Source organism: Anabaena catenula FACHB-362, from assembly GCF_014698735.1.
GTDB classification, from domain to species: Bacteria; Cyanobacteriota; Cyanobacteriia; order Cyanobacteriales; family Nostocaceae; genus Anabaena; species Anabaena variabilis_A.
On record NZ_JACJTQ010000027.1, the window covers coordinates 32,094 to 58,495 of the forward strand.

General features: G+C 40.0%; 25 protein-coding genes. 20 read left to right on the forward strand and 5 right to left on the reverse strand.

The genetic code is table 11. From position 1 onward, the window contains the following. The first annotated feature begins 571 nt into the window (after positions 1-571). Positions 572-2,596 (forward strand): magnesium chelatase ATPase subunit D, encoded by a 2,025-nt coding sequence (gene bchD / locus H6G68_RS17095; protein WP_190907719.1) that lies wholly within the window; start codon positions 572-574, stop codon positions 2,594-2,596. Between the two features lie 138 nt (positions 2,597-2,734). Here bchD and H6G68_RS17100 read toward each other — a convergent pair whose 3' ends face one another. Next, a complete protein-coding gene (locus H6G68_RS17100; RefSeq protein ID WP_190907720.1) occupies positions 2,735-3,532 on the reverse strand; it encodes an RNA polymerase sigma factor SigF in 798 nt (265 codons plus the stop codon). A gap of 479 nt (positions 3,533-4,011) precedes the next feature. Between H6G68_RS17100 and H6G68_RS17105 the strand changes: the two genes are divergently transcribed. From H6G68_RS17105 to H6G68_RS17145, 9 genes are all read left to right on the forward strand, one after another. Then, positions 4,012-4,740 (forward strand): Bax inhibitor-1/YccA family protein, encoded by a 729-nt coding sequence (locus H6G68_RS17105; RefSeq protein ID WP_190907721.1) that lies wholly within the window; start codon positions 4,012-4,014, stop codon positions 4,738-4,740. A gap of 226 nt (positions 4,741-4,966) precedes the next feature. Continuing rightward, a protein-coding gene (gene prfB, locus H6G68_RS17110) for a peptide chain release factor 2 (protein WP_127051668.1) occupies positions 4,967-6,089 on the forward strand; the annotation gives its coding sequence in 2 pieces (ribosomal slippage) (positions 4,967-5,038 and positions 5,040-6,089; 1,122 coding nt in all). Between the two features lie 128 nt (positions 6,090-6,217). Beyond that, positions 6,218-6,373, forward strand: coding sequence for a DUF3285 domain-containing protein (locus tag H6G68_RS17115; RefSeq protein WP_016950466.1), 156 nt, complete (start codon positions 6,218-6,220; stop codon positions 6,371-6,373). A 13-nt stretch (positions 6,374-6,386) separates the two neighbouring features. Further along, positions 6,387-6,893: an rRNA maturation RNase YbeY gene (ybeY, locus tag H6G68_RS17120; protein ID WP_190907722.1), complete on the forward strand. Its 507-nt coding sequence runs from the start codon at positions 6,387-6,389 to the stop codon at positions 6,891-6,893. A gap of 250 nt (positions 6,894-7,143) precedes the next feature. Beyond that, positions 7,144-7,599 (forward strand): diacylglycerol kinase family protein, encoded by a 456-nt coding sequence (locus H6G68_RS17125; RefSeq protein ID WP_190907723.1) that lies wholly within the window; start codon positions 7,144-7,146, stop codon positions 7,597-7,599. 334 nt (positions 7,600-7,933) lie between these two features. Then, positions 7,934-8,533, forward strand: a complete 600-nt coding sequence (locus tag H6G68_RS17130; RefSeq protein WP_190907724.1) for a glutamine amidotransferase-related protein — start codon at positions 7,934-7,936, stop codon at positions 8,531-8,533. A 3-nt stretch (positions 8,534-8,536) separates the two neighbouring features. Next, positions 8,537-9,304, forward strand: coding sequence for an MBL fold metallo-hydrolase (locus tag H6G68_RS17135; protein WP_190907725.1), 768 nt, complete (start codon positions 8,537-8,539; stop codon positions 9,302-9,304). Between the two features lie 12 nt (positions 9,305-9,316). Next, complete coding sequence (locus tag H6G68_RS17140; protein ID WP_190907726.1) at positions 9,317-10,120, forward strand: PhzF family phenazine biosynthesis protein; 804 nt, start codon at positions 9,317-9,319, stop codon at positions 10,118-10,120. Positions 10,121-10,159: 39 nt separating this feature from the next. Further along, on the forward strand, positions 10,160-10,687 hold the full coding sequence (locus tag H6G68_RS17145) for a DUF4332 domain-containing protein (RefSeq protein WP_190907727.1): 528 nt from the start codon (positions 10,160-10,162) through the stop codon (positions 10,685-10,687). A 136-nt stretch (positions 10,688-10,823) separates the two neighbouring features. Here the strand turns inward: H6G68_RS17145 and H6G68_RS17150 are convergent, their stop codons facing one another. Further along, positions 10,824-11,438 (reverse strand): TetR/AcrR family transcriptional regulator, encoded by a 615-nt coding sequence (locus H6G68_RS17150; protein WP_190907728.1) that lies wholly within the window; start codon positions 11,436-11,438, stop codon positions 10,824-10,826. 152 nt (positions 11,439-11,590) lie between these two features. Here H6G68_RS17150 and H6G68_RS17155 point away from each other — a divergent pair, with 152 nt between their 5' ends. From H6G68_RS17155 to H6G68_RS17200, 10 genes are all read left to right on the forward strand, one after another. Next, positions 11,591-13,261, forward strand: coding sequence for a M16 family metallopeptidase (locus H6G68_RS17155; RefSeq protein WP_190907729.1), 1,671 nt, complete (start codon positions 11,591-11,593; stop codon positions 13,259-13,261). Positions 13,262-13,374: 113 nt separating this feature from the next. Next, the gene (locus H6G68_RS17160) at positions 13,375-14,874 is read left to right on the forward strand and encodes a M16 family metallopeptidase (protein WP_190907730.1); all 1,500 of its coding nucleotides are present in this window, start codon (positions 13,375-13,377) and stop codon (positions 14,872-14,874) included. Between the two features lie 218 nt (positions 14,875-15,092). After that, positions 15,093-15,341 carry a hypothetical protein gene (locus tag H6G68_RS17165; RefSeq protein WP_127051679.1) on the forward strand — a complete coding sequence of 83 codons (249 nt, stop codon included), beginning with the start codon at positions 15,093-15,095 and terminating at the stop codon, positions 15,339-15,341. Positions 15,342-15,857: 516 nt separating this feature from the next. Then, entirely contained in the window at positions 15,858-16,097 is a 240-nt protein-coding gene (locus H6G68_RS17170) for a hypothetical protein (protein WP_190648239.1), read from the forward strand. Between the two features lie 53 nt (positions 16,098-16,150). Next, positions 16,151-16,381: a hypothetical protein gene (locus H6G68_RS17175; RefSeq protein ID WP_190907731.1), complete on the forward strand. Its 231-nt coding sequence runs from the start codon at positions 16,151-16,153 to the stop codon at positions 16,379-16,381. A 53-nt stretch (positions 16,382-16,434) separates the two neighbouring features. After that, entirely contained in the window at positions 16,435-16,665 is a 231-nt protein-coding gene (locus H6G68_RS17180) for a hypothetical protein (protein WP_190907732.1), read from the forward strand. Positions 16,666-16,808: 143 nt separating this feature from the next. Further along, on the forward strand, positions 16,809-17,024 hold the full coding sequence (locus H6G68_RS17185; protein WP_190907733.1) for a hypothetical protein: 216 nt from the start codon (positions 16,809-16,811) through the stop codon (positions 17,022-17,024). Between the two features lie 182 nt (positions 17,025-17,206). Next, positions 17,207-18,385, forward strand: a complete 1,179-nt coding sequence (locus H6G68_RS17190; RefSeq protein ID WP_190907734.1) for a phosphotransferase — start codon at positions 17,207-17,209, stop codon at positions 18,383-18,385. 25 nt (positions 18,386-18,410) lie between these two features. Beyond that, positions 18,411-19,508 carry a T3SS effector HopA1 family protein gene (locus tag H6G68_RS17195; protein WP_190907735.1) on the forward strand — a complete coding sequence of 366 codons (1,098 nt, stop codon included), beginning with the start codon at positions 18,411-18,413 and terminating at the stop codon, positions 19,506-19,508. A 241-nt stretch (positions 19,509-19,749) separates the two neighbouring features. Next, on the forward strand, positions 19,750-20,052 hold the full coding sequence (locus tag H6G68_RS17200) for a HetP family heterocyst commitment protein (protein WP_190907736.1): 303 nt from the start codon (positions 19,750-19,752) through the stop codon (positions 20,050-20,052). Between the two features lie 230 nt (positions 20,053-20,282). On the opposite strand, the gene H6G68_RS17205 is transcribed toward H6G68_RS17200, so the two are convergent. The 3 genes from H6G68_RS17205 to H6G68_RS17215 all read right to left on the reverse strand — a co-directional run bounded on the left by H6G68_RS17205 (position 20,283) and on the right by H6G68_RS17215 (position 26,395). Further along, complete coding sequence (locus H6G68_RS17205) at positions 20,283-21,068, reverse strand: peptidylprolyl isomerase (protein ID WP_190907737.1); 786 nt, start codon at positions 21,066-21,068, stop codon at positions 20,283-20,285. A 421-nt stretch (positions 21,069-21,489) separates the two neighbouring features. Beyond that, entirely contained in the window at positions 21,490-23,016 is a 1,527-nt protein-coding gene (locus H6G68_RS17210) for a beta-barrel domain-containing protein (RefSeq protein ID WP_190907738.1), read from the reverse strand. A gap of 328 nt (positions 23,017-23,344) precedes the next feature. Further along, entirely contained in the window at positions 23,345-26,395 is a 3,051-nt protein-coding gene (locus tag H6G68_RS17215) for an ABC transporter transmembrane domain-containing protein (RefSeq protein ID WP_190907739.1), read from the reverse strand. Positions 26,396-26,402: the final 7 nt, after the last annotated feature.

Here is a 26,402-nt window from a genome sequence, read left to right on the forward strand (position 1 = left end):
TTTGTACTAATTGAGAAATTAGTCATGTAATAAGACATTGTGGTAAATATTTAGCCGAATGTATAATGCAGGGCTTGTCATAAAGGAATCCTGCTGCTGAGACAACCACCGACCCTTGTGGGATAAATTTTTGCTTGAGATAGCAGTTATTTGGCTGTCTTTGTGTAGTATCTTAAGACACCTACGCTAGAATGTCAAGACCCAGTTTGTAAAATCTACAACTCCAGATCCCTGTTTTTTTTAAAGAAGTCGGGGATCTAAATTTTAGAAATTCAAGATTACTGACTGTTTTAAAAAACGCAAATCTGAGGTTTATAAAATCTAATCATTTGGTGGAAATACTTTACTTAAATCAAGATGTAAATCAGGGAAGCATGGTAAAGATATTATCTGGCTAGGTAAAACATTCTTTTAAAAAGCCGATTTCTGTCAGTTGATGATATTCTTCTAGGGTGAAGCGTTTAACCTGAATCGTGGTCATATATCTTGCTCCTTTAGGAATTGCCGTTATATATATTCTAAATGTGCCAGAAATTGCTATGCTACAAATATAATAACTATTAAGGAAACAATGCCTGCGCCTACTCTTACCCCGACAATGACTGCTTTTCCCTTGGCTGCTGTAGTCGGTCAAGAAGCAATTAAGATAGCCTTGCTGTTGACAGCAGTTGATCCCGTTTTGGGGGGTGTGGTAATTGCAGGTCGTCGCGGTACGGCTAAATCTGTGATGGCGCGTGCTATTCACGCTTTATTACCACCTATTGAAGTTGTTAAAGATTCCGTTAGTAACTGTGACCCCAATCACCCAGAAGAATGGGATGATAAACTTTTAGCTGAAGAAAGACAGGAGATAGAAACAGAAATTATCCCTGCACCTTTTTTGCAAATTCCTTTGGGGATCACGGAAGATCGACTTTTAGGTTCTGTGGATGTGGAACAGTCGGTTAAACAAGGTGATACGATTTTTCAACCGGGTTTACTCGCTACAGCTAACAGAGGTGTGCTGTATGTGGATGAAATTAATTTATTAGATGACCAAATTAGTAATCAACTTTTAGCTGTATTATCTGACGGACGTAATCAAATTGAACGGGAGGGAATTAGTTTTCAACATCCCTGTAAGCCGTTGTTTATTGCGACTTATAACCCGGAAGAAGGAGCGTTAAGGGAACATTTACTTGATAGAATTGCGATCGCACTATCAGCAGACGGAGTTTTGGGCATAGATCAAAGAGTACAAGCAGTTGAACAAGCGATCGCCTATTCCAAGTCTCCCACAGAATTCCTGCAACAATACAGCGAAGACATCGACTCACTCAAAACCCAAATCATCCTCGCACGGGAATGGTTAAAAGAAGTCACCATTACCCAAGAACAAATTACCTATCTCGTCAATGAAGCCATTCGCGGTGGTGTAGAAGGACATCGTGCAGAACTATTTGCGGTACGCGTAGCCAAAGCCGCAGCAGCTTTGGAAGGACGTAACACCGTAACTGCTGATGATTTGCGTCGCGCAGTGGAATTAGTCATAGTTCCTAGAACAACCATAATTCAAACACCCCCACCAGACCAACCACCCCCACCTCCCCCACCACCACCAGAAAATCAAGACGAGTCGGAATCAGAAGAAGAACAAGAGGAAGAACAGGAAGAAGAGAAAGAAGAAGAACAAGAACAGCAAGAACCCCCAGACATTCCCGAAGAGTTTATTTTTGACCCAGAAGGAGTAATCCTTGATCCAGAAGTGCTTTATTTTACCCAAATGGCACAACGCCAAGGTAAATCTGGAAGTCGCAGTATTATCTTCTCAGACGACCGGGGACGTTACATCAAGCCGATGATCCCCAAAGGTAAAGCGCGACGCATAGCCGTAGATGCCACACTCCGAGCCGCCGCCCCGTATCAAAAAGCACGCCGTGCCAGACAACCAGATAAAAAAGTAATTGTCGAACAGGGAGATATCCGTTCTAAGCGGTTGGTGAGAAAAGCCGGCGCTTTGGTGGTATTTGTTGTGGATGCTTCTGGTTCAATGGCTTTAAATAGAATGCAATCTGCTAAAGGTGCGGTAATGCAACTGTTAACAGAAGCTTATCAAAATCGTGACCAAGTATCTTTAATCCCCTTCCGAGGAGAACAAGCAGAAGTTTTATTACCTCCAACCCGTTCCATTGCTTTAGCCAAAAATCGGTTAGAAAGATTACCTTGTGGTGGTGGTTCACCCCTTGCACATGGTTTAACTCAAGCTGTGCGTGTGGGTGTAAATGCCCAAATGGGTGGCGATATCGGGCAAGTTGTGATTGTGGCAATTACTGATGGTCGTGGTAATATTCCTTTGGCTCGTTCTTTAGGTGAACCCATAGAACCAGGAGAAAAACCCGATATCAAAGCCGAATTATTAGATATTGCTGGCAGAATTCGGGCTTCCGGGATGCAATTGTTGGTAATTGATACGGAGAGTAAATTTGTATCAACTGGCTTTGCGAAGGAATTGGCCAAAACAGCAGGAGGTAAATATTATCACTTACCCAAAGCGACTGATAAAGCGATCGCATCAATGACTAGAGGAGCTATAGCGGATATGAAATCTAGTAGATAGTCTATTGTCTGAATCAGGATTATGAGGATTTAAGAATTTACAGGATGAATAAAACTAGATAGTTTGATTTGGTTGCTTAACTTTACCTAAATCCGAAATCCTGTTCATCAATCCAGTAAATCCTGATTCTGAAAGTCCTCAGCACTCAACACTCACTGCTATTGACTCAGCTTGTGGCTGTAAATAGCCAATCAAATCTTGCATACCTTTTTGCAGATACCGAGTTACCGTCATGGGACTAGCACCTATTTTTTTACCAGCATCCTTGCGAGTAAATTCCTTCAAAAATACCAACTCAACAGCCATGCGGGGGTTATCTTCTAACAGACTCATAGCCCCCTGTAGTATTTGTCTTTCCTCTTCTTGTTGTTGAAGTACAGCAGTACGGGGACAGGGGATGATATCACCCAAAGTTAATTGATAATCAACATAATTAACATAAGTAGCGTCTAAACTCAAAGGCATCCGATTTTGAGCCGCTAACTTGCATTCTTGCCACTCTTGTAAAGAAATATGAAGTTTGTTAGCAATTTCAATCTCTTTGGGAGAACGGCCTAAAAATATTGTCAACTCTTTGCGAATTTTTTGCCCTTCATTGTAAAGTTCTTGCCAACGACGGGGAATTTTTAATAGTGTAGAGCGATCGCGCAAAAAATGCAGCATTTCACCGCGAATATAAGGTATCGCAAAGGAACTAAACGCATATCCTTGACTAGGATTAAAGCGCTCAATAGCCCTAATTAAACCAAAATAACCAATTTGTTCTAAATCTTCGTAAGGCTCATGACATTGATGTCTAAATTTATAAGCCATCTTCCGCACTAAACCCTGATGTATTTCTACAAGTTGGTTACGCAGTTTAATAGAAGGATGTTGGTGGTATAAGTGTAATAACTCCATACCAGCATACTGCACAGAGGACTCACTTGCTGCCATATCAATTCCTTTGTAGTAATATCAAGTCCCGACCCGTCCCCGCGTAAGAGCTTCTCCCTGTCAGCTCTCATGATAAGTATTTAACCGAACATCACATAACTCCTTTCCCCGAAGAATGGAGTTGCGTATACTTGATTCAAAGCTGTCATTATTTTCCTTAGTCAACGCAGAATAAACCATCGTTGTTTTACTGAACTTCATCTGAATATCATCGCCTCTTTACATAAAATTACTGAGAAAAATCTACTTTTATCTGTCACAAGTAACTTTTGCTACTAATGCTCATTTTCTACAGAATATACTTTTTAAGCCCGTAACAAACTCGATAAATTATTAAGTAATAATACTGCATTTATTCTCTCTTGATTAGTTAAAGTAATGTTTCTAGATTTCCGCCCTAGCTTCCAGCCCAACTATTGGTAAGAATAGAAATTTAGTAGGACATTTCCTCATAAACCTGTATTTACAGTTTTTTAGATATGAGCAATACCAGCAATTTTCGTCAAGCTTTCCGTGAAGCTCAAAATCACACCCTAGTTGGCCCCAATGTCATTGCCAACGCCTTACCCTATGTTGGTGGAGGACTAGTCCTCACCGCATTAGGAACCTATGGCGGTTTGGGAGTCATTCGTTCCCACCCCGAACTATTCTTTCCCACCTTCTTTGGTGCTGTAGTTCTGGAGTTCATTCTGTTCTTTGTCGCTCAAAATGTAGCTTCCAAAGGTAAAAATAGCCTTGCCCTACCACTATTAGGCATTTACAGCCTCTTATCTGGATATACCCTAAGTGGCTTGGTGTTCGTTGCTTTGAGAACCCAAGGTGTTGGTCTTCAAGGCATTGGCATAGCTGCCCTAAGTTGTGGTGTCACCTTCATTGCCGCCCGTCAAATTGGTTCTAACCTCTCAGAATCAGACGGTATGGCCTTGACAAAAACCATCTCTCTGGGCGTAATTGCCTTGGTGGTTGTGTGCCTCAGCCAATTTGTCTTGGCATTATTTGGTGTTTACACACCTACTTGGTTAGAAATCGGTATCTCCGGGTTAGGTGTGTTTATTTTCGCTGGAGCTTCTGTAGTTGATTTCTACATCTTGCCCCGTACCTACCGCGATGATGAATATTTACCCGCAGCATTATCGATGTACCTAACCTACATCAACCTATTCATCTTTATTTTGCGGTTGCTCATAGCTATTAATGGCCGTGATTAATTGATTATCGGTCAAGGAAAAAAGGAAATTTAACTAAAAACTGACCGTGGTTCATTTGCAAGAGCCACGGTTTTTCATCTAGAAGCTGTTCGGTAATTTACACAACCGAATTTGCTCAATTACAGCTAAAATCGAGAATATCAATAAAAGCAGCAGCGCTTCTCTAGGAGACGCTACGCAAACCCTATCCCTAAAATCCAGATAGCTCTCAACTTGAGCAAATAATATGGACGTTCTAGAACTTAAACGCGAAATCGAAACGTTGTCCGGCCGCCTGGGTAAAACCCAGGACTATCTTTGACATACCTGCACTCAAAGCCAAAATTCACGATTTAGAACAAATATCAGCCCAGTCAGAATTTTGGGACGACCAAACCCAGGCACAACAAACACTCCAAGAACTCAACGACCTCAAAGACCACTTAGAACAGTATTATCAGTGGCAAGCCAATCTAGAAGATACCAGGGCAGTTGTTGAGCTATTAGAATTAGAAACTGACGAAGCACTCTTGCAAGAAGCAGAATCTACCATAAACAAGCTTAATCGTGACCTTGACCAGTGGGAATTACAGCAATTACTTTCTGGCCCCTACGATGTTCAAGGCGCAGTTTTAACAATTAATGCAGGTGCTGGTGGTACAGATGCTCAGGATTGGGCATTTATGCTGATGCGGATGTATACCCGTTGGGCAGAAGATCATGGTTACAAAGTAACGTTAGCGGAAGAATCAGAAGGTGATGAAGCCGGAATTAAATCAGCAACCTTAGAAATTACTGGTCGCTATGCCTATGGTTACTTGCGGTCAGAAATGGGTACTCATCGCTTAGTACGGATTTCTCCTTTTAACGCCAACGGTAAGCGCCAAACCAGTTTTGCTGGAGTGGAAGTCATGCCACAAATAGATAACACCGTCAAGTTGGAAATTCCAGAGAAGGATTTGGAAATTACCACAACTCGGTCTGGAGGTAAAGGTGGGCAAAATGTCAACAAAGTAGAAACAGCCGTGCGGATAGTTCACTTACCCACGGGTTTGGCTGTTCGTTGTACAGAAGAACGTTCTCAACTACAAAACAAAGAAAAAGCCCTCGCACGCCTGAAAGCCAAGTTGTTAGTGATTGCCCGCGAACAACGCGCCCAAGAAATTGCCGAAATTCGCGGTGATATGGTGGAAGCTTCCTGGGGCAACCAAATTCGTAATTATGTGTTTCACCCCTACCAAATGGTCAAGGATTTGCGTACAAATACTGAAACGACAGCGATTACGGATATTATGAACGGCGAAATTGATGCTTTCATCCAAGCCTACTTGCGCCAAGAAAACCAACTGGTAGACAGCAATTCTGGATAATTGGGAAAAATCATTGACATCATCAACAAGATAACCGATTTTTATAGAAATTCGGTTATCTCAGCATGAGCGATTTTCTCAAATCAAATACCTGTTAAAGTGATAAAAGAGATTATTGTGAAAAAATTATGAGCAAATCTCCCTCAACAGAACCTCAACCCAGCTACGTCAAACTTGCCATGCGAAACATGGTGAGAAAAGGTGGCACATCCCTCAAACATTTTGCACTGACTGCTGTAGGGCTATTAAGCCTCCTCGTTGGTCTTGCTTACCTAACTCGCTAAGGGAGGAAATTTTGTGCCTCCAAGAGTTGCTTTATATGTAGAAAATTGTTTGGCAGAATCTTCCCCCAACCTACCAGTATCTGACAATACTCTGGAAACCTGGTTTGATCAATGGTTGGAAATTCTCACTCCTGATCTTCCACCTGCACTCAGTTACGAAATAGGGCTGCGTTTGACCAATGATGCCCAAATTCAGGAACTAAATACCCAATACCGTCAGCAGAATAAACCAACAGATGTTTTAGCCTTTGCTTCCTTAGAGGCAGATTTGCCCCAAAGTCAGGAAATGCTTGCTTCCCAACCTTTGTATTTAGGTGATATAGTTGTATCTATAGATACGGCAGAGCGTCAGGCTCAACAGCAGGAACATAGTTTGTCTACAGAGTTAGCTTGGTTAACTGCTCATGGTTTATTGCATCTTTTAGGTTGGGATCATCCTGATGAAGAAAGTTTGATGCAAATGTTGCAACAACAAGTTATATTACTGAAGGGAGTCAGTATTATTATTGACTTAGAATGATTGGCGTGGCTCAAGTTTTACTCTTGGTGGCGATTTTTACAATATTATTGTCATAAATTCTTTAAAATTACCTCAAAGTTGAATTACGCCCTTAAATTAAAATCAAGCAGCAATTTTAGATTTCAAAACAGGCGATTAGAGATTTTTGGTTTTACGTTCATGTCCGATGAAGATCCGGGTGACGCAAATCCAAAATCCAAAATTCATTGACTACGATTCCCACCTTATAATATTTTGTGTTATGCAGCCCATGTCACAACAAGTTTCGCCACCTTCAACACCAAACCGCTTACCAACCCTTGTGTCAAAAGAACGGGAACTTTCCTGGCAGATAGCCTCTAATTTATTTGTTAGTTTTAAGTATGCCTGGGCAGGAATAACCTATAGTTTTCAAACTCAACGGAACTTTCGTATCCATCTCAGTGTATGCGCTTTCGCTATTGGCTTAAGTATTTTTTTACATCTACAAGCTGTAGAAATAGCCATCATTGCTATTACTAGCGGTTTAGTTTTGACGTTGGAGTTATTGAATACAGCCATTGAATCCCTGGTAGACTTAACAGTTAAGCAAACCTACCACGACTTGGCCAAAGTTGCTAAAGACTGTGCTGCTGGTGCTGTGCTGATATCTGCTTTGGCATCTTTATTGGTAGCAGCTACACTTTTACTACCTCCTTTAGTAGCTTTAATCATGACCAATTTTTAGATAATTTTTGTACCTCCAGTGCAGCACAGCGTAAGTCAACTAAGTAGGTTGGCGTTAAAAATTGTCGTTATGACAAGGCAGGAGGTGAAGCAGTGCGGTCTTGGGGGTTTCCCCTATGAGCAACTGCTGAACCCGAAGGGCAGGAGGCAGAAGGAAAGAGGTTTTTGGGCAACTTTACTTTTCGTTACATAGTTCGGTTTTTTTGTGCCTTTCTACTTAACCATTAAAAATTCCTAAAAAGCTGGTTTAATCTGCTTTTTTAATTTTTAATTCCGCTTTGGTGCTGATTGATAGTTATGGATATTTTTGATTTAAATGACATCAGGTAAAAATTGTGATTATAGTCATTGATAATTACGATAGCTTTACATATAATTTGGTGCAGTATTTGGGAGAACTAGCAGTAGATTTCCCCATAGCATCTGACTTGAAAGTTTTTCGTAACGATAAAATAACTGTAGATGAAATTCGGGTGTTAAATCCTGATGCAGTGGTAATTTCCCCTGGGCCAGGTCGTCCAGAAAATGCAGGAATTTCTTTAGATATAATTACTGAATTGGGAGCTAGTTTACCGATTTTAGGTGTTTGTTTAGGACATCAAAGTATCGGTCAGGCGTTCGGTGGTAAAATCGTTTCTGCACCAGAGTTGATGCATGGTAAAACGTCCCAGGTATCCCACACTGGAGTTGGAGTTTTTCAAGAATTAGAAAATCCCATTACCGCCACCAGATATCATAGTTTGGTGATTGACCGCGAAACTTGCCCAGAAGTATTAGAAATCACCGCTTGGGTGGAAGATGGCACAATTATGGGAGTACAACACCGGAACTATCCTCACATTCAGGGAGTCCAGTTTCATCCAGAGAGTGTACTGACTTCTTCGGGTAAGCAGTTACTGCGGAATTTTCTGGAACAATTACAGACGAGAGAGTAGTTAATGAAACGACGAGAGTTGATGGGCTATGCTGGGGCAGGTTTGGTGACAGCATTAGTTACTAATTTAGGTTCCCACCTTCGGGTTAATGCCCAATCTAGTGGTGTATCCGTTCAATGGTTGGGTCACACTTGCTTTCTGTTTACAGGTAGTGGTGTGAAAATTCTCGTCAATCCATTTCGGACTGTCGGCTGTACGGCTGGATATCGTCTGCCAAAAGTTGCAGCAGATTTGGTATTGATTAGCAGCCAACTGTTGGATGAAGGTGCAGTAGAGGGACTACCGGGAAATCCCAAGCTGATTTATGAACCTGGTGTTTATGAGTTTAAAGGTCTTAAGTTCCAAGGAATTTCCATAGACCATGACCGCAAAGGTGGCAAGCAATTTGGAAAAAATACCGTTTGGAAGTGGAACCAAGGGGGAATTGATATTTTACATTTAGGGGGCGCGGCTGCACCTATTTCCATTGAGCAAAAAATCCTCATGGGTCGTCCTGATTTGGCTTTGATTCCCGTGGGAGGTAGTGCTAAAGCTTACAATGCCGAGGAAGCAAAGCAAGCTGTTGGAGTATTAAATCCCCGGCTAGTAATTCCCACCCATTACCGCACAAGGGCTGCTGAGTCCGCTAGTTGTGAGATTACACCGATAGATGATTTTCTCAATTTGATGCCAGGTGTAAATGTGAGAAGAAGTAATGGTGACGCTGTAGCGATTAACTCTAAGGCTTTACCAGAAAGTACAGAAATTCAGGTTTTGAGTTATAAGTTTTGAGTAGTTATTTTTATGAACCAAATCATTATTCAAGTTGATGCTTTTACTGATACTCCATTTACTGGTAATCCTGCGGCTGTGTGTATTTTAGACATTCCTAAATCTAGTGAATGGATGCAAAAAGTCGCCCAGGAGATGAATTTATCAGAAACGGCTTTTTTAGTAAGACAAGATAATGGTTTTAATTTGCGTTGGTTTACACCAACGGTAGAAGTTCCCCTTTGTGGTCACGCAACTTTATCCAGCGCTCATGTACTTTGGTCACAGCAGCATTTATCACCTGATGATGAGGCGCGGTTTTATACTAAAAGTGGGGTACTAACTGCCAAGCTGCAAGGTGATTGGATTGAGTTAGATTTTCCTGTCAATCACTCACAACCTGTAGAAGCACCTTCGGAACTGAGTCAGATTTTGGGAATACCTTATAAATCTGTTTATCAAAATTCTCTGGGTTATTTGGTGGAAGTAGAAGCTGAGGAGTTAGTGCGAGAAATGCAGCCAAATTTCCAGTTAATGAAAACATTACCTGTGACTGATATGATCGTTACTAGCATAGCCAAATCTGGCTCAGATTACGATTTTGTCTCTCGCTTTTTTGCACCGGGTTTAGGGATTAACGAAGACCCTGTGACTGGTGCGGCTCATTGTTGTCTTGCTCCTTTTTGGCGTAATAAGTTGGGTAAAGATGAGTTTTTGGCTTATCAGGCTTCTAGTCGGGGTGGAGTAGTAAAGGTCTATTATCCTGGTGAAAACCGCGTTTTTATATCTGGACAAGCAGTAACAGTGATGCGTGGTGAATTAATTACTTTTTCTTAGGTCACAATAGGCCAATAAACCTATGTTGAAACTAAAAAAATGACCACTAAACAGAAACATAGTAGAAATTCCCTTCCAGAAGATGATATTCGTCCGCTTGTACGCACAGAGATAAAGCGGAATGCACCCCAAACCCAGCGTCTCTTCCTGGAAGCTTGCACTTGGCCGATTGAAAAATTACCTGGATTAAGCCAAGAGGAACAATCCCAACTCCAAAGTTGTGGCATTTCTACCACAGGAGAGCTAGTCAAACAAGGAAAAACCCCAGAAGCCAGAGTAGCTTTGGCTAGTAAATTACAAGTACATCTTCAATATGTAAATAAGTGGTTAGCACTGGCAGATTTAGCAAGTCTTCCCAGTGTGGGAATCCAATATTGTGGTTTATTACTCCATGCGGGTGTTGCTTCTGTAACACAGTTAGCACAAACTCCCACTCACAGATTGCACCAACAAATTATGCGCTTGCAAGTAGCAACCTTGCAGCGCCGAGATTTGTGTCCAGCAATTGAGTTAGTACAACAATGGAGTCAACAAGCGAAGGTAATTGGTAATATCGTGTCTGCTTGAATACTTATCATTAGGACTGACGCGGGGACATGGGGACGCGGGGACACGGGGACGCTCCAGATGGGGAGAGTATTTATCTTTCTTCTTCCTGCTCCCTGCTCCCTGCTCCCTGCTCCCTGCTCCCTGACTCAAATTCCTACTCCTTCGCTAGTACACCATTCAAGAAAATATCAGCGAGTCCTTCGGCCATTTTTTGCATTTCTTGGGGGGATGCGTTAGGTTCCAGGAGGGTATTATCAGAAAAACCTGCGATCGCAAACATTCCTAAAAATACCTTAGCCACTAATTTGGCATCTGTCTGACGATAGATACCTTTATCCATGGCCGTTTGAAAGAAGGCTTCAGCCACATCAGTCATTTTATCAATGACTTCCGTTTGAATGCGATCGCGCAAATCTGGATGAAACTGCACTTCCATAAAACAAACTCGCATGATCTCCACATTTTTCTGCATATTCCACATTCGCCGGCGCATCACTTGGGCTACAGCCTTATAACTGCCCATTTCACTCAATTCTGTCAGCAAATCTGTGAGAATGTCTACCCAGCCACTCGTTGCTACTTCGACCAAAATCGCCTTCTTATTGGAAAAATGACGAAACAGAGTACCCTCAGCTACACCTGCGGCTTGTGCTAAATCACGGGTGGTTGTACCATCAAATCCCTGAGCAGCAAATAACTTTTGTGCCGCTTGGAGAATGCGGGTGCGCGTCTGCGCTTCTGATGTTGGAGGAGAATTAAAAACTCGCATGGTAGTTATTGCTATATCTCAGGAACATGACTTGTAGCAATTATTGTCTAACGTCAAATACAAAAAGCACAGAAAGCTTAATACAAGATTAACGCTCTGTTTGCTAATTAGCCTATTTCTCACGAAGTGTAACTTTACTTTAATTTTTGCTTATGAATCAGGCAATTTTAAATTTTGGACTTCGGCTTAAGCGCTCAGTCGAACGATTTTGGATTTGGGATTGGTTCATCGGTAGTGCTAACAAGTTCCACTCTCAATCATCCAAGCAATTATCTCCGTCTCCAATCTTTCGTCGTCTGTTTGCAACTGCTTTGACGATGATGATATTTTGTTGGGGGTTAATGCCAGAAATCGCTACAGCGCTACAACCCAAGCAAACATCAATTCAACCCTATTTAGATCGAGTAATTAAGGAGTTAACAGAGTTTCGTCTCGATAATGGGTTGAAGTTTATTGTTTTAGAAAGACATCAAGCGCCAGTAGTTTCCTTTCTTACCTATGCTGATGTTGGTGGCATAGATGAACCAGATGGACAAACTGGTGTCGCACACTTTCTAGAGCATTTGGCATTTAAAGGTACAAGACGCATTGGTACTACAGATTATAAAGCTGAAAAACCACTACTAGACCGATTAGAACAATTAGACAGCCAAATTAGAATCGCTAAAGCCCAAGGAAAAAAAGATGATTTAGAAAAATTACAAACTGAGTTTAAATCAGTAGAATCTCAAGCCCTCAAACTAGTTAAGCAAAACGAAATGGGGCAAATTGTTGAGCAAGCGGGAGGAGTAGGCTTAAACGCCACCACATCTGGGGAAGCAACTCGTTATTTTTACAGTTTTCCTGCTAATAAGTTGGAATTGTGGATGTCTCTGGAATCAGATCGATTTTTAGAACCTGTATTTCGGGAGTTTTATAAAGAAAAAGATGTAATTTTGGAAGAACGCCGAATGCGAGTGGAAAACTCTCCTATCGGCTTAATGATCGAGAAATTTGTCGATACGGCTTTCAAAGTCCATCCCTACAGACGACCGGTAATTGGTTACGACGAAGATATTCGTAATTTAACACCGCAAAATGTCAAGAAGTTTTTTGACAATTACTATGTCCCCAGCAACTTAACGATCGCTATTGTCGGCGATGTTAACCCGACTGAGGTGAAAAAATTAGCACAAGTTTACTTTGGGCGTTATCAAGCTAAACCTAAAGCCCAGCCCCAAATTCCCGCAGAACCAAAGCAAACCGAAACCAGGGAAGTTACCTTACAACTACCTTCTCAACCTTGGTATTTAGAAGGTTATCACCGTCCAGCAGTTACTCATCCTGATAATGCAGTTTATGAAATTATTGGCAGTTTGTTGAGTGATGGACGCACTTCACGTTTATATAAGTCCTTGGTAGAAAAACAGCGTTTAGCTCTTCAGGCTCAGGGTTCCAGTGGCTTTCCGGGGGATAAATACCCCAATATGATGTTATTTTATGCTCTCACGGCTCCTGGTCACACAGTTGATGAATTGGCGGTGGCTTTAAAGCAGGAAATTGAGAGTTTGAAAACCCAGCCTGTAACGGATATTGAATTACAGCGGGTTAAGACTCAAGCGAGGGCGGGTTTATTGCGAAGTCTAGATTCCAATATGGGAATGGCGCAGCAGTTGTTGGAATATGAAGTAAAAACTGGTTCTTGGCGGAATTTGTTTAAGCAGTTGGATCAAATTGCGTTGGTGACTCCTGCGGATATTCAGCGGGTAGCACAGGCGACGTTTACGCCGGAAAATCGGACGGTTGGTAAGTTGTTGTCGAAGAAGGTGACAGTTGACAGGTGACAGGTGACAGTAAAGAAGGATAGGAAGAAGGTGAGTTTTCTTCCTGTGCTCCCTTCTTGCTTCTTGCTGTTTTCACGAAATTGAGAAAAAGAGAAGAGAGAAATAGAGAAATTATGTTGAATTTTTTGGTGAAAGGTAAGAAATTGAAATTTTCAAAGAATTGGCGTTTTATTTCGGTTTTGGTGATTGCTTTACTGTTAACGTTTAATTTTTCTAGGGCGGCGACAGCAGCAGCGAAGCATTACACTGATTTACAGTTTGCACCTTTACCGGAAATTAAGTTACCCAAGTATGAACGGTTTGTACTGAATAACGGTTTGGTAGTGTATTTGATGGAAGATCATGAGCTACCTTTGGTGAGTGGTACGGCGCTTGTGAGGACAGGTAGCCGTTGGGAAGCAGCGGAGAAAACTGGTTTAGCTGATCTTGTGGGTTCAGTAATCAGGGTGGGTGGAACTCTCAAGCATTCGCCTGATCAGTTAAATGAGATATTGGAACAACGGGCGGCTTCAGTAGAAACTAGTATGAGTGAAGCTGCTGGTAGTGCTAGTTTTGAAAGTCTGAGTGAAGATTTAGAAACGGTGTTTGGGCTATTTGCTGAAGTGTTGCGAGAACCGGCGTTTGCTCAAGAAAAGTTGGATTTTATCAAAACCCAGGTTAAAGGTAATATTGCTCGGCGCAATGATAATCCTAACAGTATTGCCAGTCGGGAAATTCGGAAATTAATCTATGGTCAAAATAGTCCCTATGCTCGTACCGTTGAATATGCGACTTTGGATAAAATTACCCGTGAGGATTTGCTGAAGTTTTATCAGGAATACTTTTATCCCAATAATATGATTTTAGGGATTGTGGGAGATTTTAACGCCAAAAAAATGCGATCGCTCATCCAAAGTCAACTCGGCGATTGGAAACCCAACTCTAAAATCGCTAAAACCCCATTACCCGAAGTATCACCAGCTAATTTAGGAGGGGTATTTTTTGTTAATCAACCCCAACTGACACAGAGTAATATTCTGGTTGGACATCTAGGTGGAAAATTCGATAGTCCTGACTATGCGGCCTTAGATGTAATGAATGGGGTGTTAAATGGATTTGGGGGTAGATTATTTAATGAAGTGCGATCGCGTCAAGGTTTAGCTTACTCTGTATATGGTATGTGGAGTCCCCGCTTTGACTACCCTGGAATGTTTATCGCTGGTGGACAAACTCGCTCCGATGCTACAGTCCAGTTTATCAAAGCCTTGCAAACAGAAATAAAACGTCTGCAAACTCAAACCGTAACAGAAAAAGAATTGCAATTTGCTAAAGAGTCTACACTCAACTCTTTTGTGTTCAATTTTCAAGACCCAGCCCAAACTTTATCACGGTTGATGCGCTACGAATATTATGGTTATCCGGCTGATTTTCTGTTTCGCTATCAAAAAGCCGTCACCACCACAAAAACAGCGGATATCCAACGAGTAGCACAAAAATACCTCAAACCAGAAAATTTAGTCACCCTAGTAGTGGGTAATCAAACCGCCATTCAACCACCATTGACAGAGTTAACTGCTAAGGTGACACCCATAGATGTCACTATTCCCAGTTCTCAAACCCAAGCGCAGAATTAAAACTACCCAATATTTACTGATGAGATTCCCGACTTCTTTAGAGAAATTGGGAATCTTGTTTTTTAGAGCTTTTTTGTAGACAAAATCCCTGAAATTATGTCTTCAAAATTACTCGCCAAAGCTTGAATTTATGGGACAAAATTAGAAAATATAAGAGGAGGATTTTAAAATTGTGGCTTGATTCTATCCATACTAGTATTTCAGGAGGTGATTCAAAAATGGGCATACAAATTTATGACCTATACTCTAGTAGTGAAGCACAGCTTATTCATGACCTAACTTCTGCACAAATGAAGAATATCAATGGCGGTATCGCCTACAGAAGAGGCAGAAATAGGAGAACAAGTACAACAGATAGGAGTGAGCTTTCAGCACTACTGCAAGACGTAAATAAGAGTGTGCAGAACTGGAGATTGGAACTCAATCAAACACTTGATAATTTGGGGCAAACAGAATTAGAGTTTTAACAAATTAGCTGGATAACTAACCTCAAATATTCAGATCCCCGACTTCTTCAAGAAATCGGGGATATTTTTATGTCAGCAGTGATGAATATAAATTAGAGCATTCAGCCCTAATCTAATGTTCATATCAATTCACTTAATTAAAGCTACACATGAATCTCCCCCTCTCCCCGTCACCGCGTCAGTCCATTTGTATCCACCTTAAAGTGAAACAGTATCAGTTGCAGCCCATAATCAAAAACGGTGAATCTATGTAGAGAGGTAGTATGCAACATCTTTAGATTATTGATGATTTACCAGACATGATATCAGCCACAGGCAAACCGGAACAAAATATAAATAGATTATATAGTCAGATTTCCCAGACATTAAATCATGATTAATGTCTGATAAACATAGCTCTAAGCCTTGATTTTCGAGATTTCTATCAATAAAAATAGAAGCATCGGTTAAGAAAACACAACCTTAACTGCTTCCACAAGTTCTACAGACTGAAAACAAGTCTTTTAGGAGGAAATTATGGCAAGTATTAAACTGTCTGAACTGCAAGCAACTGGTTCTGAATTATTCCAAGATTCCGAAAGCTTTCTCAACGACATGAGCGATGTCAATTCCATCTACGGTGGATATTATGACAGCGGCGCGAGCGATATTTCCACATTCACCAAATTGGCTGAAGCCTTCGTTAATGTATATGCAATTGGTCATATCGCTTACTTAGCTAAGTCCTATAGCCACAGCGATGGTTACGGCTACTAATAGCTTTGTTGCTGACTTCAAATTACTGAAAACAAGTCTTTTAGGAGGAAATTATGGCAAGTATTAAACTGTCTGAACTGCAAGCAACTGGTTCTGAATTATTTCAAGATTCCGAAAGCTTTCTCAACGACATGAGCGATGTCAATTCCATCTACGGTGGATATTATGGCAGCGGCGCGAGCGATATTTCCACATTCACCAAATTGGCTGAAGCTTTTGTAAATGTATATGGCATTGGTCATATCGCTTACTTAGCTAAGTCCTACAGCGACAGCAAGTACTAATAGCTTTGTCGCTGACTTTAAATTACTGAAAACAAGTCTTTTAGGAGGAAATTATGGCAAGTATTAAACTCTCAGAACTACAAGCAACTGGTTCTGAATTATTCCAAGATTCCGAAAGCTTTCTCAACGAAATGAGCGATGTCAATTCCATCTACGGTGGATATTATGGCAGCGATGTTAGCGATATTTCCACATTAACAAAATTGGCTGAAGCTTTTGTAAATGTATATGGCATTGGTCATATCACTTACTTAGCTAAGTCCTACAGCGACAGCAAGTACTAATAGCTTTGTAGTTTACTACTGAGCTAGACGGCTCTCTTGGGATTAAAGGTAAATATAATTTATGTTATTCACATAAATTCTCTGAATTACCACTAAACCAAGAGAGCCTGTTAAAAACAATCCCATTTTTCAAAATTAAATAAATGGCACGAATCATCATTGCTGATCTGCATCCTCTCGATTCAGAAGTGTTTCTTAATGAACTAACTACTCTGGATTCTCAATCTGTGTTTGGTGGTCAAGATAACTATCGTCCTCAAATTGTAGAAGTTGGTGTTAAGGCTCTTGAGTTTATCTTGGTGATTGCAGCTATCGATGCTATTTCGTTTCTAACAACTTCATTCATAAACAAGGATTAGGACTAATTTAGTCTATTTTTTCGATAAAAAACCAGTTCAAATCAGACTTTCTTAAGTTTGAATTTTTCATATGACCAACAAAATTTGGTATACGATTGCGACTGGAATAGCCTCATGGTGTCTTTATGGTTTATTGATACAACAACAGCAATTTATCAATAGTTTCATCATCATTTGATCCTATGCCATTTATCTTAAGCTCTCAAAATGTTTTTAACTATCTAATTTCTCAAGGACTGTGTAATCAGCAAGAACAGTCATTGAGTAAAATTGAGCTAAAATCTGCCAAAAACTTTAACTTATTAGTCAGCTTACCCGATGGTCGTCAACTTCTGGTGAAACAAGAACGTCTCAACCGAGAAGGTAAAACTCGTGGTGAGTTCTTCGACGAATGGCAAGTTCATAATTTTTGCCGGACATTCCCAGAAATTAGTCATCTACGCTCATATTTATCAGAAGCGATTCATTTTGACGCTGAAAATTCCATCATTGTTTTCAATTATCTCAATGACTATCGTGATCTGAGTGAATTTTATACTCAAGAAAATCTGTTCTCCACTGATATTTCTCAGTCAATTGGAGCGACTTTAGCATCAATTCATCGTTTAACTCTCAATCATCAAGACTATCGGGACTTCTTCCAAAAGACCGAGAATACAACAAATATTACAAGTTCTAACCTGTCAGGAGAATTAAATAGAATTACACCAGAAGTATTTGGCATGGTTCCTGCTGATGGGTTGAAATTTTTTACACTCTATCAACGTTACGATAATCTTGGAAAAGCGATCGCAAATTTGAGTGCTACTTTTACCCCTTGTTGTTTAACTCACAATGATCTCAAGCTGAACAATATTCTGATCTCCTTAAATTGGGAAACCATAATTGACCACCAATCACCCTTGAGTGACAGTATAATTCGCCTCATTGACTGGGAACGCGCTACTTGGGGAGATCCTGCTAGTGATTTAGGAGCAATAATTGCTAGTTATCTACAAATTTGGCTACACAGTATGGTAACTAGTAAAACGATACCGATTGAAGAGTCTTTACGTTTAGCGGCGATTCCCTTACAACTGCTACAACCTTCCCTCACATCTTTGGTAACCGCATATTTGGCTAACTTCCCGGAAATTATAGAGCTTCGTCCTGATTTCTTGCCGCTAGTTGTACAATTCTGCGGGTTTTCCTTAATTAGGTCTATTCAAGCAATACTGCAACATGAGAGAACTTTTGGTAATTCGGGTATCTGCATTCTCCAAGTGGCCAAGAGTTTATTATGTCGCCCCCAACCATCTATCATCACCATTTTTGGGATGGAAACATCAGACTTAATTCCCACAAGCTTATCTCCAGCTTAAATCCACCCTAGACTCTAATAGACCCATGCAACTATTAAATTCCCTACACAGTCAACTTTCAGAGTTGCCAGAGCCATTGCAGACATCGCTACAAGATATGGTGAATCAGATTACAATTGAATCCCACCACTGTATCAAGCATCCAGAGTACAAATCCTTAGAATTGCCAGAGTCAGTCGTCTCTCGTTTTGAGCAGTTACCGTTGGAGATGCAGCAACAGCATTTGAAGTTACAACTGCGTAATTTTCTATACAGTGCTTATTATAACGCCGCTTCAAAACCTAACATCGGCTCTGACTCTATAGAAACAAATGATAAATTGGAGCAAAATCTCGAAAATAACAGCTTATTCGGCGTAGATTTAGAATTTTATGATCGGTTGCATACCAGGAACAAAAGCGAAGGCTACTGGAGTCATAACTGGCAGGTAGTCAGGGAAGAAACGGATAGCACATTGGCAGTGCAGAAGAATGGGTTAACATTGCACGTTGATCCCAACTTGCATGTGTTACCAACGAACCAAGAGGTAACTGTTGGCAAGTTTGTATCTATTAGAATGCCTAAGAATGTGGTACAAAACGGATTTTATATGGCAGTAGCTAATGCAGGCTCCCAAAATAATCATGAGATTACACGAGTTTACTTTAATTTAACACCAGAAGGGGCGGCATCAGTTATGGAAAGTTTAACAGACCAACTAAATAAAATCCCGATTTCCTTTTCCTTTAAAGCGCTATATAATCCCTCCGATTATAGACGTTATGACTCAGCCGTGCTTTACTTTAATAAAGGTCAATATGATGTAGTTAACACAGTATTAAAAAGGGTCTATACAGAAAATGAATCCTATTTTTTGGAGCAAGTACCTTTGTTTACTAAGCTATTAGCACCAGGTTTAGCTTGCGCTGAAGAACCAGACCAAAAATTTGGGGAACAAGAAAGTTTTGGTACCCATCGCTGTCAAATTATCGCTAATGGTTTAATTGCTGCTTGGCAGCAAGGTGAGAATACTCCAGAAGGTCGGTTGGCATCCATTATCAAACATTTTTCATTACAGAAAATTCAATTGCAACGTCCTTATCTCAATGCTAAGTCTAAGGATATTTACACTCCATTGTGGTAATTAAACCATATTAAATATGCTTGAAATTGATTAAGCATATTTAATGACATACCATAATTGTTGGCACTATAGCAGGAGTCAGGAGTCAGGAGTCAGGAGACGCTTCGCAGACCTTCGGTTCAGGAGTCAGGAGTAAAACCCTCTTGTAGTGGGAGTTTCATTATCAATTGATGTCCTAACTACCCTGTCCACGGCTATAAGTAAAGTTGATAGTTTCAGTTTAAATTCAAGAGGTAATGGTATGATTAAACAAAATTTTGAGCAAAATAAACGGCTAGATAAGATATTTAAACATACACAATTTCAACAGATTATCAAAGCCATTATTCTGGGTAACTATTCTTGGGCTTGTGTTTTATTTCTTCATTTTTCAGGTTATGATCCTCTAGAATACATACCCCATGAAACCTACAGCAACTTATTGAAAGAAAACTGTATTTTAGGTGAAGATAATCATCATGACACTGATGAGCAAAAAGTCAAACTATCCAATATTAAATTAAGCTGGATTAAATCGAGTAACAGTAAACATAGCTCTAAATAAATTGTAGGTATTGGGCAATTTCAAAAACCAGATTTACACAGTTTCTGCAATGCCTGATAGTTAATAATCTGCCGAGAATCTCTTATTAATTAGTTAGAGGTTCTCGGCTTTATGATTAGTAACGTCTCTTAATAAAAAATTTAGCTGTTATATCAAGTCCGGCTAATTGCTGTTGAAAAAACTCGACCCGTCCCCCTCTAATGATCAGTATTTAACCGGACATTATAATATTAGCTGGCCTCACTTAATATTCCGGGAGAAGATTGAGGATGTGTTTCTTCTACTAGCTTGGCGACAATTTCTAATGTTGTAATTTGTTGTTGTACCCAATTTGTAAATAAATCGCCCATAATTTTTAGGCGCGTTTGTTCATTTAACTGTGGCTTAATAATTTCCTCAACCATCAATATATGCGCTCCTTTAGGTGTAATTATTGGCTTGAGAATTTGCGGTGGATTTGCAGCAAAAATAGCGGCAGCAATTTCTGGTCTAAAATCGCTACGTTGCTGGATACCTTGATATCCTCCTGCACGACGAAGTTCTGGATTTGGGATATATTGACGAGCAATTTCTTGGAAAGTTATTTCTCCTTCTTGTAAAGCATAAAATATTTCTAGAGCTAAATCTTCATCATCTAATATCACTTCATAGGTAGCTGCCCCAGTGTAATCTAGTTGATGAGCATAAAAAAATGGTTCAACTTTATCAGCAAATAAATGATTTGCTAATTTTGCAGATAATAAGTTAGTATGAGCTATTTCTTCAAAGTTATCCAAAGAAAGATGATATTTTTCTAACCATGCCCAGGTTTCCTCTGCTTTAATCAATTTGTTAGCTAATCTCAGGCTATCTGCTGCCTGTTGCAGTTCTTCTATCTCGATTTTAATACCTTCTTTGACAGCAGTATCAGCAATAATTTTTCTGGTAGCGATCGCTTCTAGTAAGTTAGGAATTTGGCAAGATATTTTGATATGGTAAAGAATATCTTCAGGAGAAACAATTACCAGCTTGGACATAATCTAATTCCTTCAATGATACCAATTTTTGTTTGTGAATTTTAACTTCCGATTTCGGCTAAATGTTGGCTAGGTAGTTTGAACAGGTAGAAACAATTCTAGTTATAGCAATTTGGTATTATTCTCTTAATTTTATATGGTAAACAAGAATTATTGAGGCATTTCAATAATATTAGATTTAATTAATTTATGAAAAAATATCTCTATCTCCTGATAGATAAAAAAGTTAATGAAAAATGATGATATGATGATATATTTTTGTGAGGAAAAAACTTTATCTGGGCAAAATAAACTAAAAAAAATCTATAATTTTAAGTAATTTAAATGTTAACTGCTAACATTGCTATGTTAACAGTCAACAACCCCAACAATTAAGTGTATTGATCATCTACTTACTGAAGTTAGACTTAATGGCTAATTACTAAAGCTCTAGCCCGTTATTTTGTAGCTTTTTAAACGGGTCTAAGATAAAGTCAATAACTCGACGCTGACGAACAATTACTTCAGCAGTTGCTGTTTGCCCAGGTGTTAAGAGGATACGTTTGTTGCCAACTTGAATATAAGGTTGTTCCAATGCAATTTCTACCTCATAACTTTCTTGACGATTGGGGCTATTTTCCTGAATTTTTGAGTTAGGTGAAATCCATGTAACGCGCCCTTGGACTACCCCATATTCTTGGAAAGGATAAGCATCAAACTTGATTTTAACTGGCATTCCCACCTTGACAAAACCACTTTGTTGGCTAGCCATTTGTGCTTTCAAGATTAAAGCAGCATTTTTAGGTGCAATTTGAGCTATCATTTGTCCGGGTTGAACAACAGATCCTGGCTTTTTAATGGGTAATTCAAAGATTATGCCATCAATAGGCGATCGCACTACGCGTTGCTGTAACTGCAATTGCAATGATGTAATCTGGCTCTTGGTTTGAGCAATTTCTGATTTAATAGTAGTAACTTGTGTTTGCAAATCCTTAAGCTGTTCCTGGTTTTTCAGTAACGTCAATTTACCTGCCTGAACCACGCTTTGATAGCTACTTTCCTCTTCTTGTAAGCGGAGTTTTGCCTGCTCAATATCTGACCTGGCTTGATTCATAATTGACTGATAGCGACTCAATTCTTCTTGTAAACGCAACTGAGTTTGTTGAATATTAGCTTTTGCTTCTTCCTGCAAACGTTGACTTTCTTCCGCTGTCTTTTCCAATTCCACAACTTTGGTTTGGGGAATTACACCTTGTTGTAAAAGTAGACGATAGCGTGAAACTTCTAAAAAATCTCGACTCAAACGACTTTTGGCTAACCTATGAGCAATTTGGTTAGAATTTATGCTTTGTTTTACCTGATCAACTTGAGCTAATTTTTCCAATTTTTGCAAATTATATGCACTATTTTTAGCATCCAAATTTTGTCGTGCCTGATTAAGTTGAGCTAATTTTTCTAATTTTTGAGATTGATTTTGTTGTTCTTGGATATTAATCGCCAGCAATACTTGATTTTTGAGTAATTCCAATTGTGCTTGGCGATTTACTAACCCTTCTAGCTTGGCTTGTGTTTGTTGCAATTCTGTTCGCAAAACATCAGATTCCATCTCCACTAAAACCTGTCCGGCTTTAACGGTTGTGCCTTCTTGAAAATTGACAGCGATGACACTACCAGTGACTGCACTATCTATTTTTTGGGTTGCACCTTTGGGTTCAATTCGTCCACTAGCATTTCCTGTTTCATCAACTTGGGCAAACATTGTCCAGGGTAGGGCTATTGCTGTAAAGCTAATTAGCAAATACAACATTGAGCGTGTCCATGCTTTCGGTAAAGCATCTAATAATTCTTCAGTTCCATAAAACCAGTCCTTTGGTTTATCTGTTGTCTGTTTCTCATTTTGAATGGTAGAAGATTGAGCCTGTCCGGATATGACAAAGGCTGATGATGAATTGTAAGTTGATTGTGGCATAACTAATCTTCAATTTTGAATTGTGGATTATTTTTTTATTAACTTCGACTACACAGAAAACCCCTAATTAACACTAAATAAAAAATCTTGCACACATAATAGAGACGTTATATGCAACGTCTCTACATTTGATTGAAAGTCAGGTATAAATGGATAATTCATGAGTACTTGCCAGGTAATTTGTAAGAATTCAGGAGTCAGGAGTCAGGAGTCAGGAGGAAGAAGGAAGAAGAATATTTTTCTCTTCTGTTAAGAGTTCCCTGTTCCCTGTTCCCTGCTATATCAAATATTCTGTATCCTGAATCCTTACGGTAATTTACCTGATTTATCAACCTGTTTGTGCTAGTTGTTGTTGGTTGAGATAGAAATAATGACCTCTCTTGGCAATTAATGCTTCGTGAGTACCACTTTCCACTAAAACGCCGCGATCTAAAACTAAAATTAGGTCAGCATGACGTACTGTAGAAAGGCGATGGGCAATGATCAAACTTGTACGTCCTTGGAGGATTTGTTTGAGGTTATTCTGAATAATTCGCTCAGATTCTGCATCCAGATGACTGGTAGCTTCATCTAATATTAAAAGGCGCGGATTTCCAAGTAAAGCACGGGCTATTGCTAGACGTTGGCGTTGTCCCCCTGATAACATTCCTCCACCTTCACCTATTTGGGTTTCATAACCCATAGCCATGCGTTTAATAAACTCATCTGCACCTGCAAGCTGCGCTGCTTCGATAATTTCTTCTAGTCTCGCTTCGGGATGAGCAATGCTAATATTTTCCCGAATTGTTCCCCCAAACAAAAAGGTTTCCTGGTCAACAACTCCAATTTGCGATCGCAGCGATTGCAAAGAAATACTAGTCACATCTTGATTGTCAATTAACACTCTACCATCTGTCGGTGGATATAAACCTAAAATCAGCTTAGAAAGAGTAGTTTTTCCTGAGCCACTCCGCCCTACAACTGCTACAGTTTGCTCAGGTAAAATGTCAAAACTTAAATTTTCGAGGATGTTAATCTCGCTTTCGGGATGATAACGGAAAGTCACATTATCAAACCGAATCCGCCCATGTAAGCTGGGTAAAATATGGCGGGTTTGGGCTGATAAATCTTCTTCGGGTTCAGCTTCTAAAACATCATTAATCCGCTCTGTAGAAACAATTACTTCTTGTACTTGATTCCAAAGCACAATTAACCGTTGAAAAGGCTGAATAATGTTGCCTAGCAACATATTAAAAGCCACTAATTGCCCAATTGTTAATTGGTTTTGAATGACTAACCAAGCTCCAAACCATAATAATACTGTACTCGCTATGGATTGAATAGTAGAACTAAGAATTTGTAGTTGGTTACCAATTACTTGACCACTAAAGGTTTTTTTCGTCAAATTATTCAGTAATTCTTCCCAACGCCAACGGACTGTTTGTTCAATGGCCATTGAGCGAATAGAAGAAATCCCTGACAGGCTTTGAATCAAGTAACTATTTTCTTTTGTTACTGCTGTAAAAACCTCACGGCTAATGCGACGTAAAAAGGGTGTAGCCACTAGTGCTAATAACACAAAAGGCGGTACAATTGCTAAGGTCATCCAAGCCATAGGCGGACTGTACCAAAACATCAACCCCACATAAATAAACACGGTCAGCAAATCTAAAACAATAGATAGTGCTTCTCCAGTTAAAAAACGCTGAATTTTTTGATTTTCTTGGACACGAGAAACAATATCGCCAACATAACGCGACTCAAAAAATGACAGAGGTAGGCTAAATGTATGTTTAATAAAACCTACCATTAATGCTACACCAATCCGGTTAGCTGTGTGGTCTAGTAAATATTGTCTGAGTCCATTGATGACAACACGGAATAAGCCAAAAATTAGCAACCCAAAACCAACGGTGTTTAAAGTAATGGTGCTACCCTGGACTATTACTCGGTCTAATAATAGTTGAGTAAATAAAGGTGTGACCAGTCCAAAGACTTGAATTAATACCGAAGCCACAAATACTTCTAGGAGTACTTGGGAGTGCGGTTTAACTAAATCAAATAACTGCCAAAAGGTTGTATTAGATTCTGGGGTTTCTTTGAGTGAGTTTGTCGGTTGTAATAACAACGCATAACCTGTCCAACCGGCTTTGAATTCCCCAATAGTTAGGTGACGTTGACCGATGGCGGGATCAGCAACAATTACCCGTTTTTTGGTAATTTCATAGACGACGATGTAATGTTTACCTTCCCAATGTGCGATCGCCGGTAGGGGTTGTTGTGCTAATTTATCTAAACTGGCTTTTACCGGACGAGTCGCAAACCCAATACTTTCAGCCGCTGTAGTTAAACTTCCCATTGATGCACCAGCACGGTTAACATTGGCAAGTTCCCGCAAGCGATTAATACTGAAGTTTTTACCCCAATAACGGCTAATCATCACTAAGCAAGCTGCACCACAGTCAGAGGCGCTTTGTTGCTCAAAAAATGGATAACGTTTGCTAACTTTGCGCCACCAATTGCCCGCAGTGACTGTAGGACTGGGAAAGTAGGTTTGGCGTTGTTTCGGCTGTGGTTGTGTCTGTGTCGTTGCTTGGGGAAATTGAATTACATTGCGGTTTTTGGCGGGAATTTCCCGCTTTGGTGGTTGTGGAATAGGAATCTCTGGACGCTCTGGGGTGTCAATTAATTCTGCTAATTGTGGCCAGTGTTTTAGCGCCGCTATCCAGTGATCATGACGTAAAATGTAAGCGATCGCAGGTTGAGTTGCTTGCCAACTTCCCTGTTGAGAATTGACAAAAATAGTACCTGGTATTAAAACTTGTCCTTGAGAATGCTGGAGTTCTCCTTGACGCACTAGCAAAAGCTTAGTATCTTTGGTGGTTTTGGCGTTTAGGGAACCAGTTTCTAGATTTTGCCTTTCAAATAGAGACAGTGCTTTTAACATCTCCTCTACCGATTCATGGCGAGGTAGAGCAGTGTTTTGGCACAATAACATCAGTGTATCCCAAAGTTCAGCCTTAATAAGCAAGCGCTCACTTACATTAGCAAACTGCTTAATTACCTCTTGGGAAAGATAACCCACTTTTAAATTAACAGAAGCTCTGGCCACATAGGAACTAAATTCCTGTTCGGGAAATAAAGTCAATTCCCCAAATGATGACCCAGATCCAAGAGTGGTAATTAAATTATTCAAACCATCTAGCAGTCTTACTTTACCCGTCAGCACAAGATAAATTCCCGGTGCTGCTGTTGTAGATTGCCAAAACTGCTTGGCTATTGGTGGTTCGATAATTTCTAATGCTTGAACACAAGATTCAAGTTCTTGTTCTGAGAGTGACTCACCCAAACTTTGGGTGATTTGTTCAACTAACTGTGACTGAGAAAACGCTGATGGCATTTCCTTA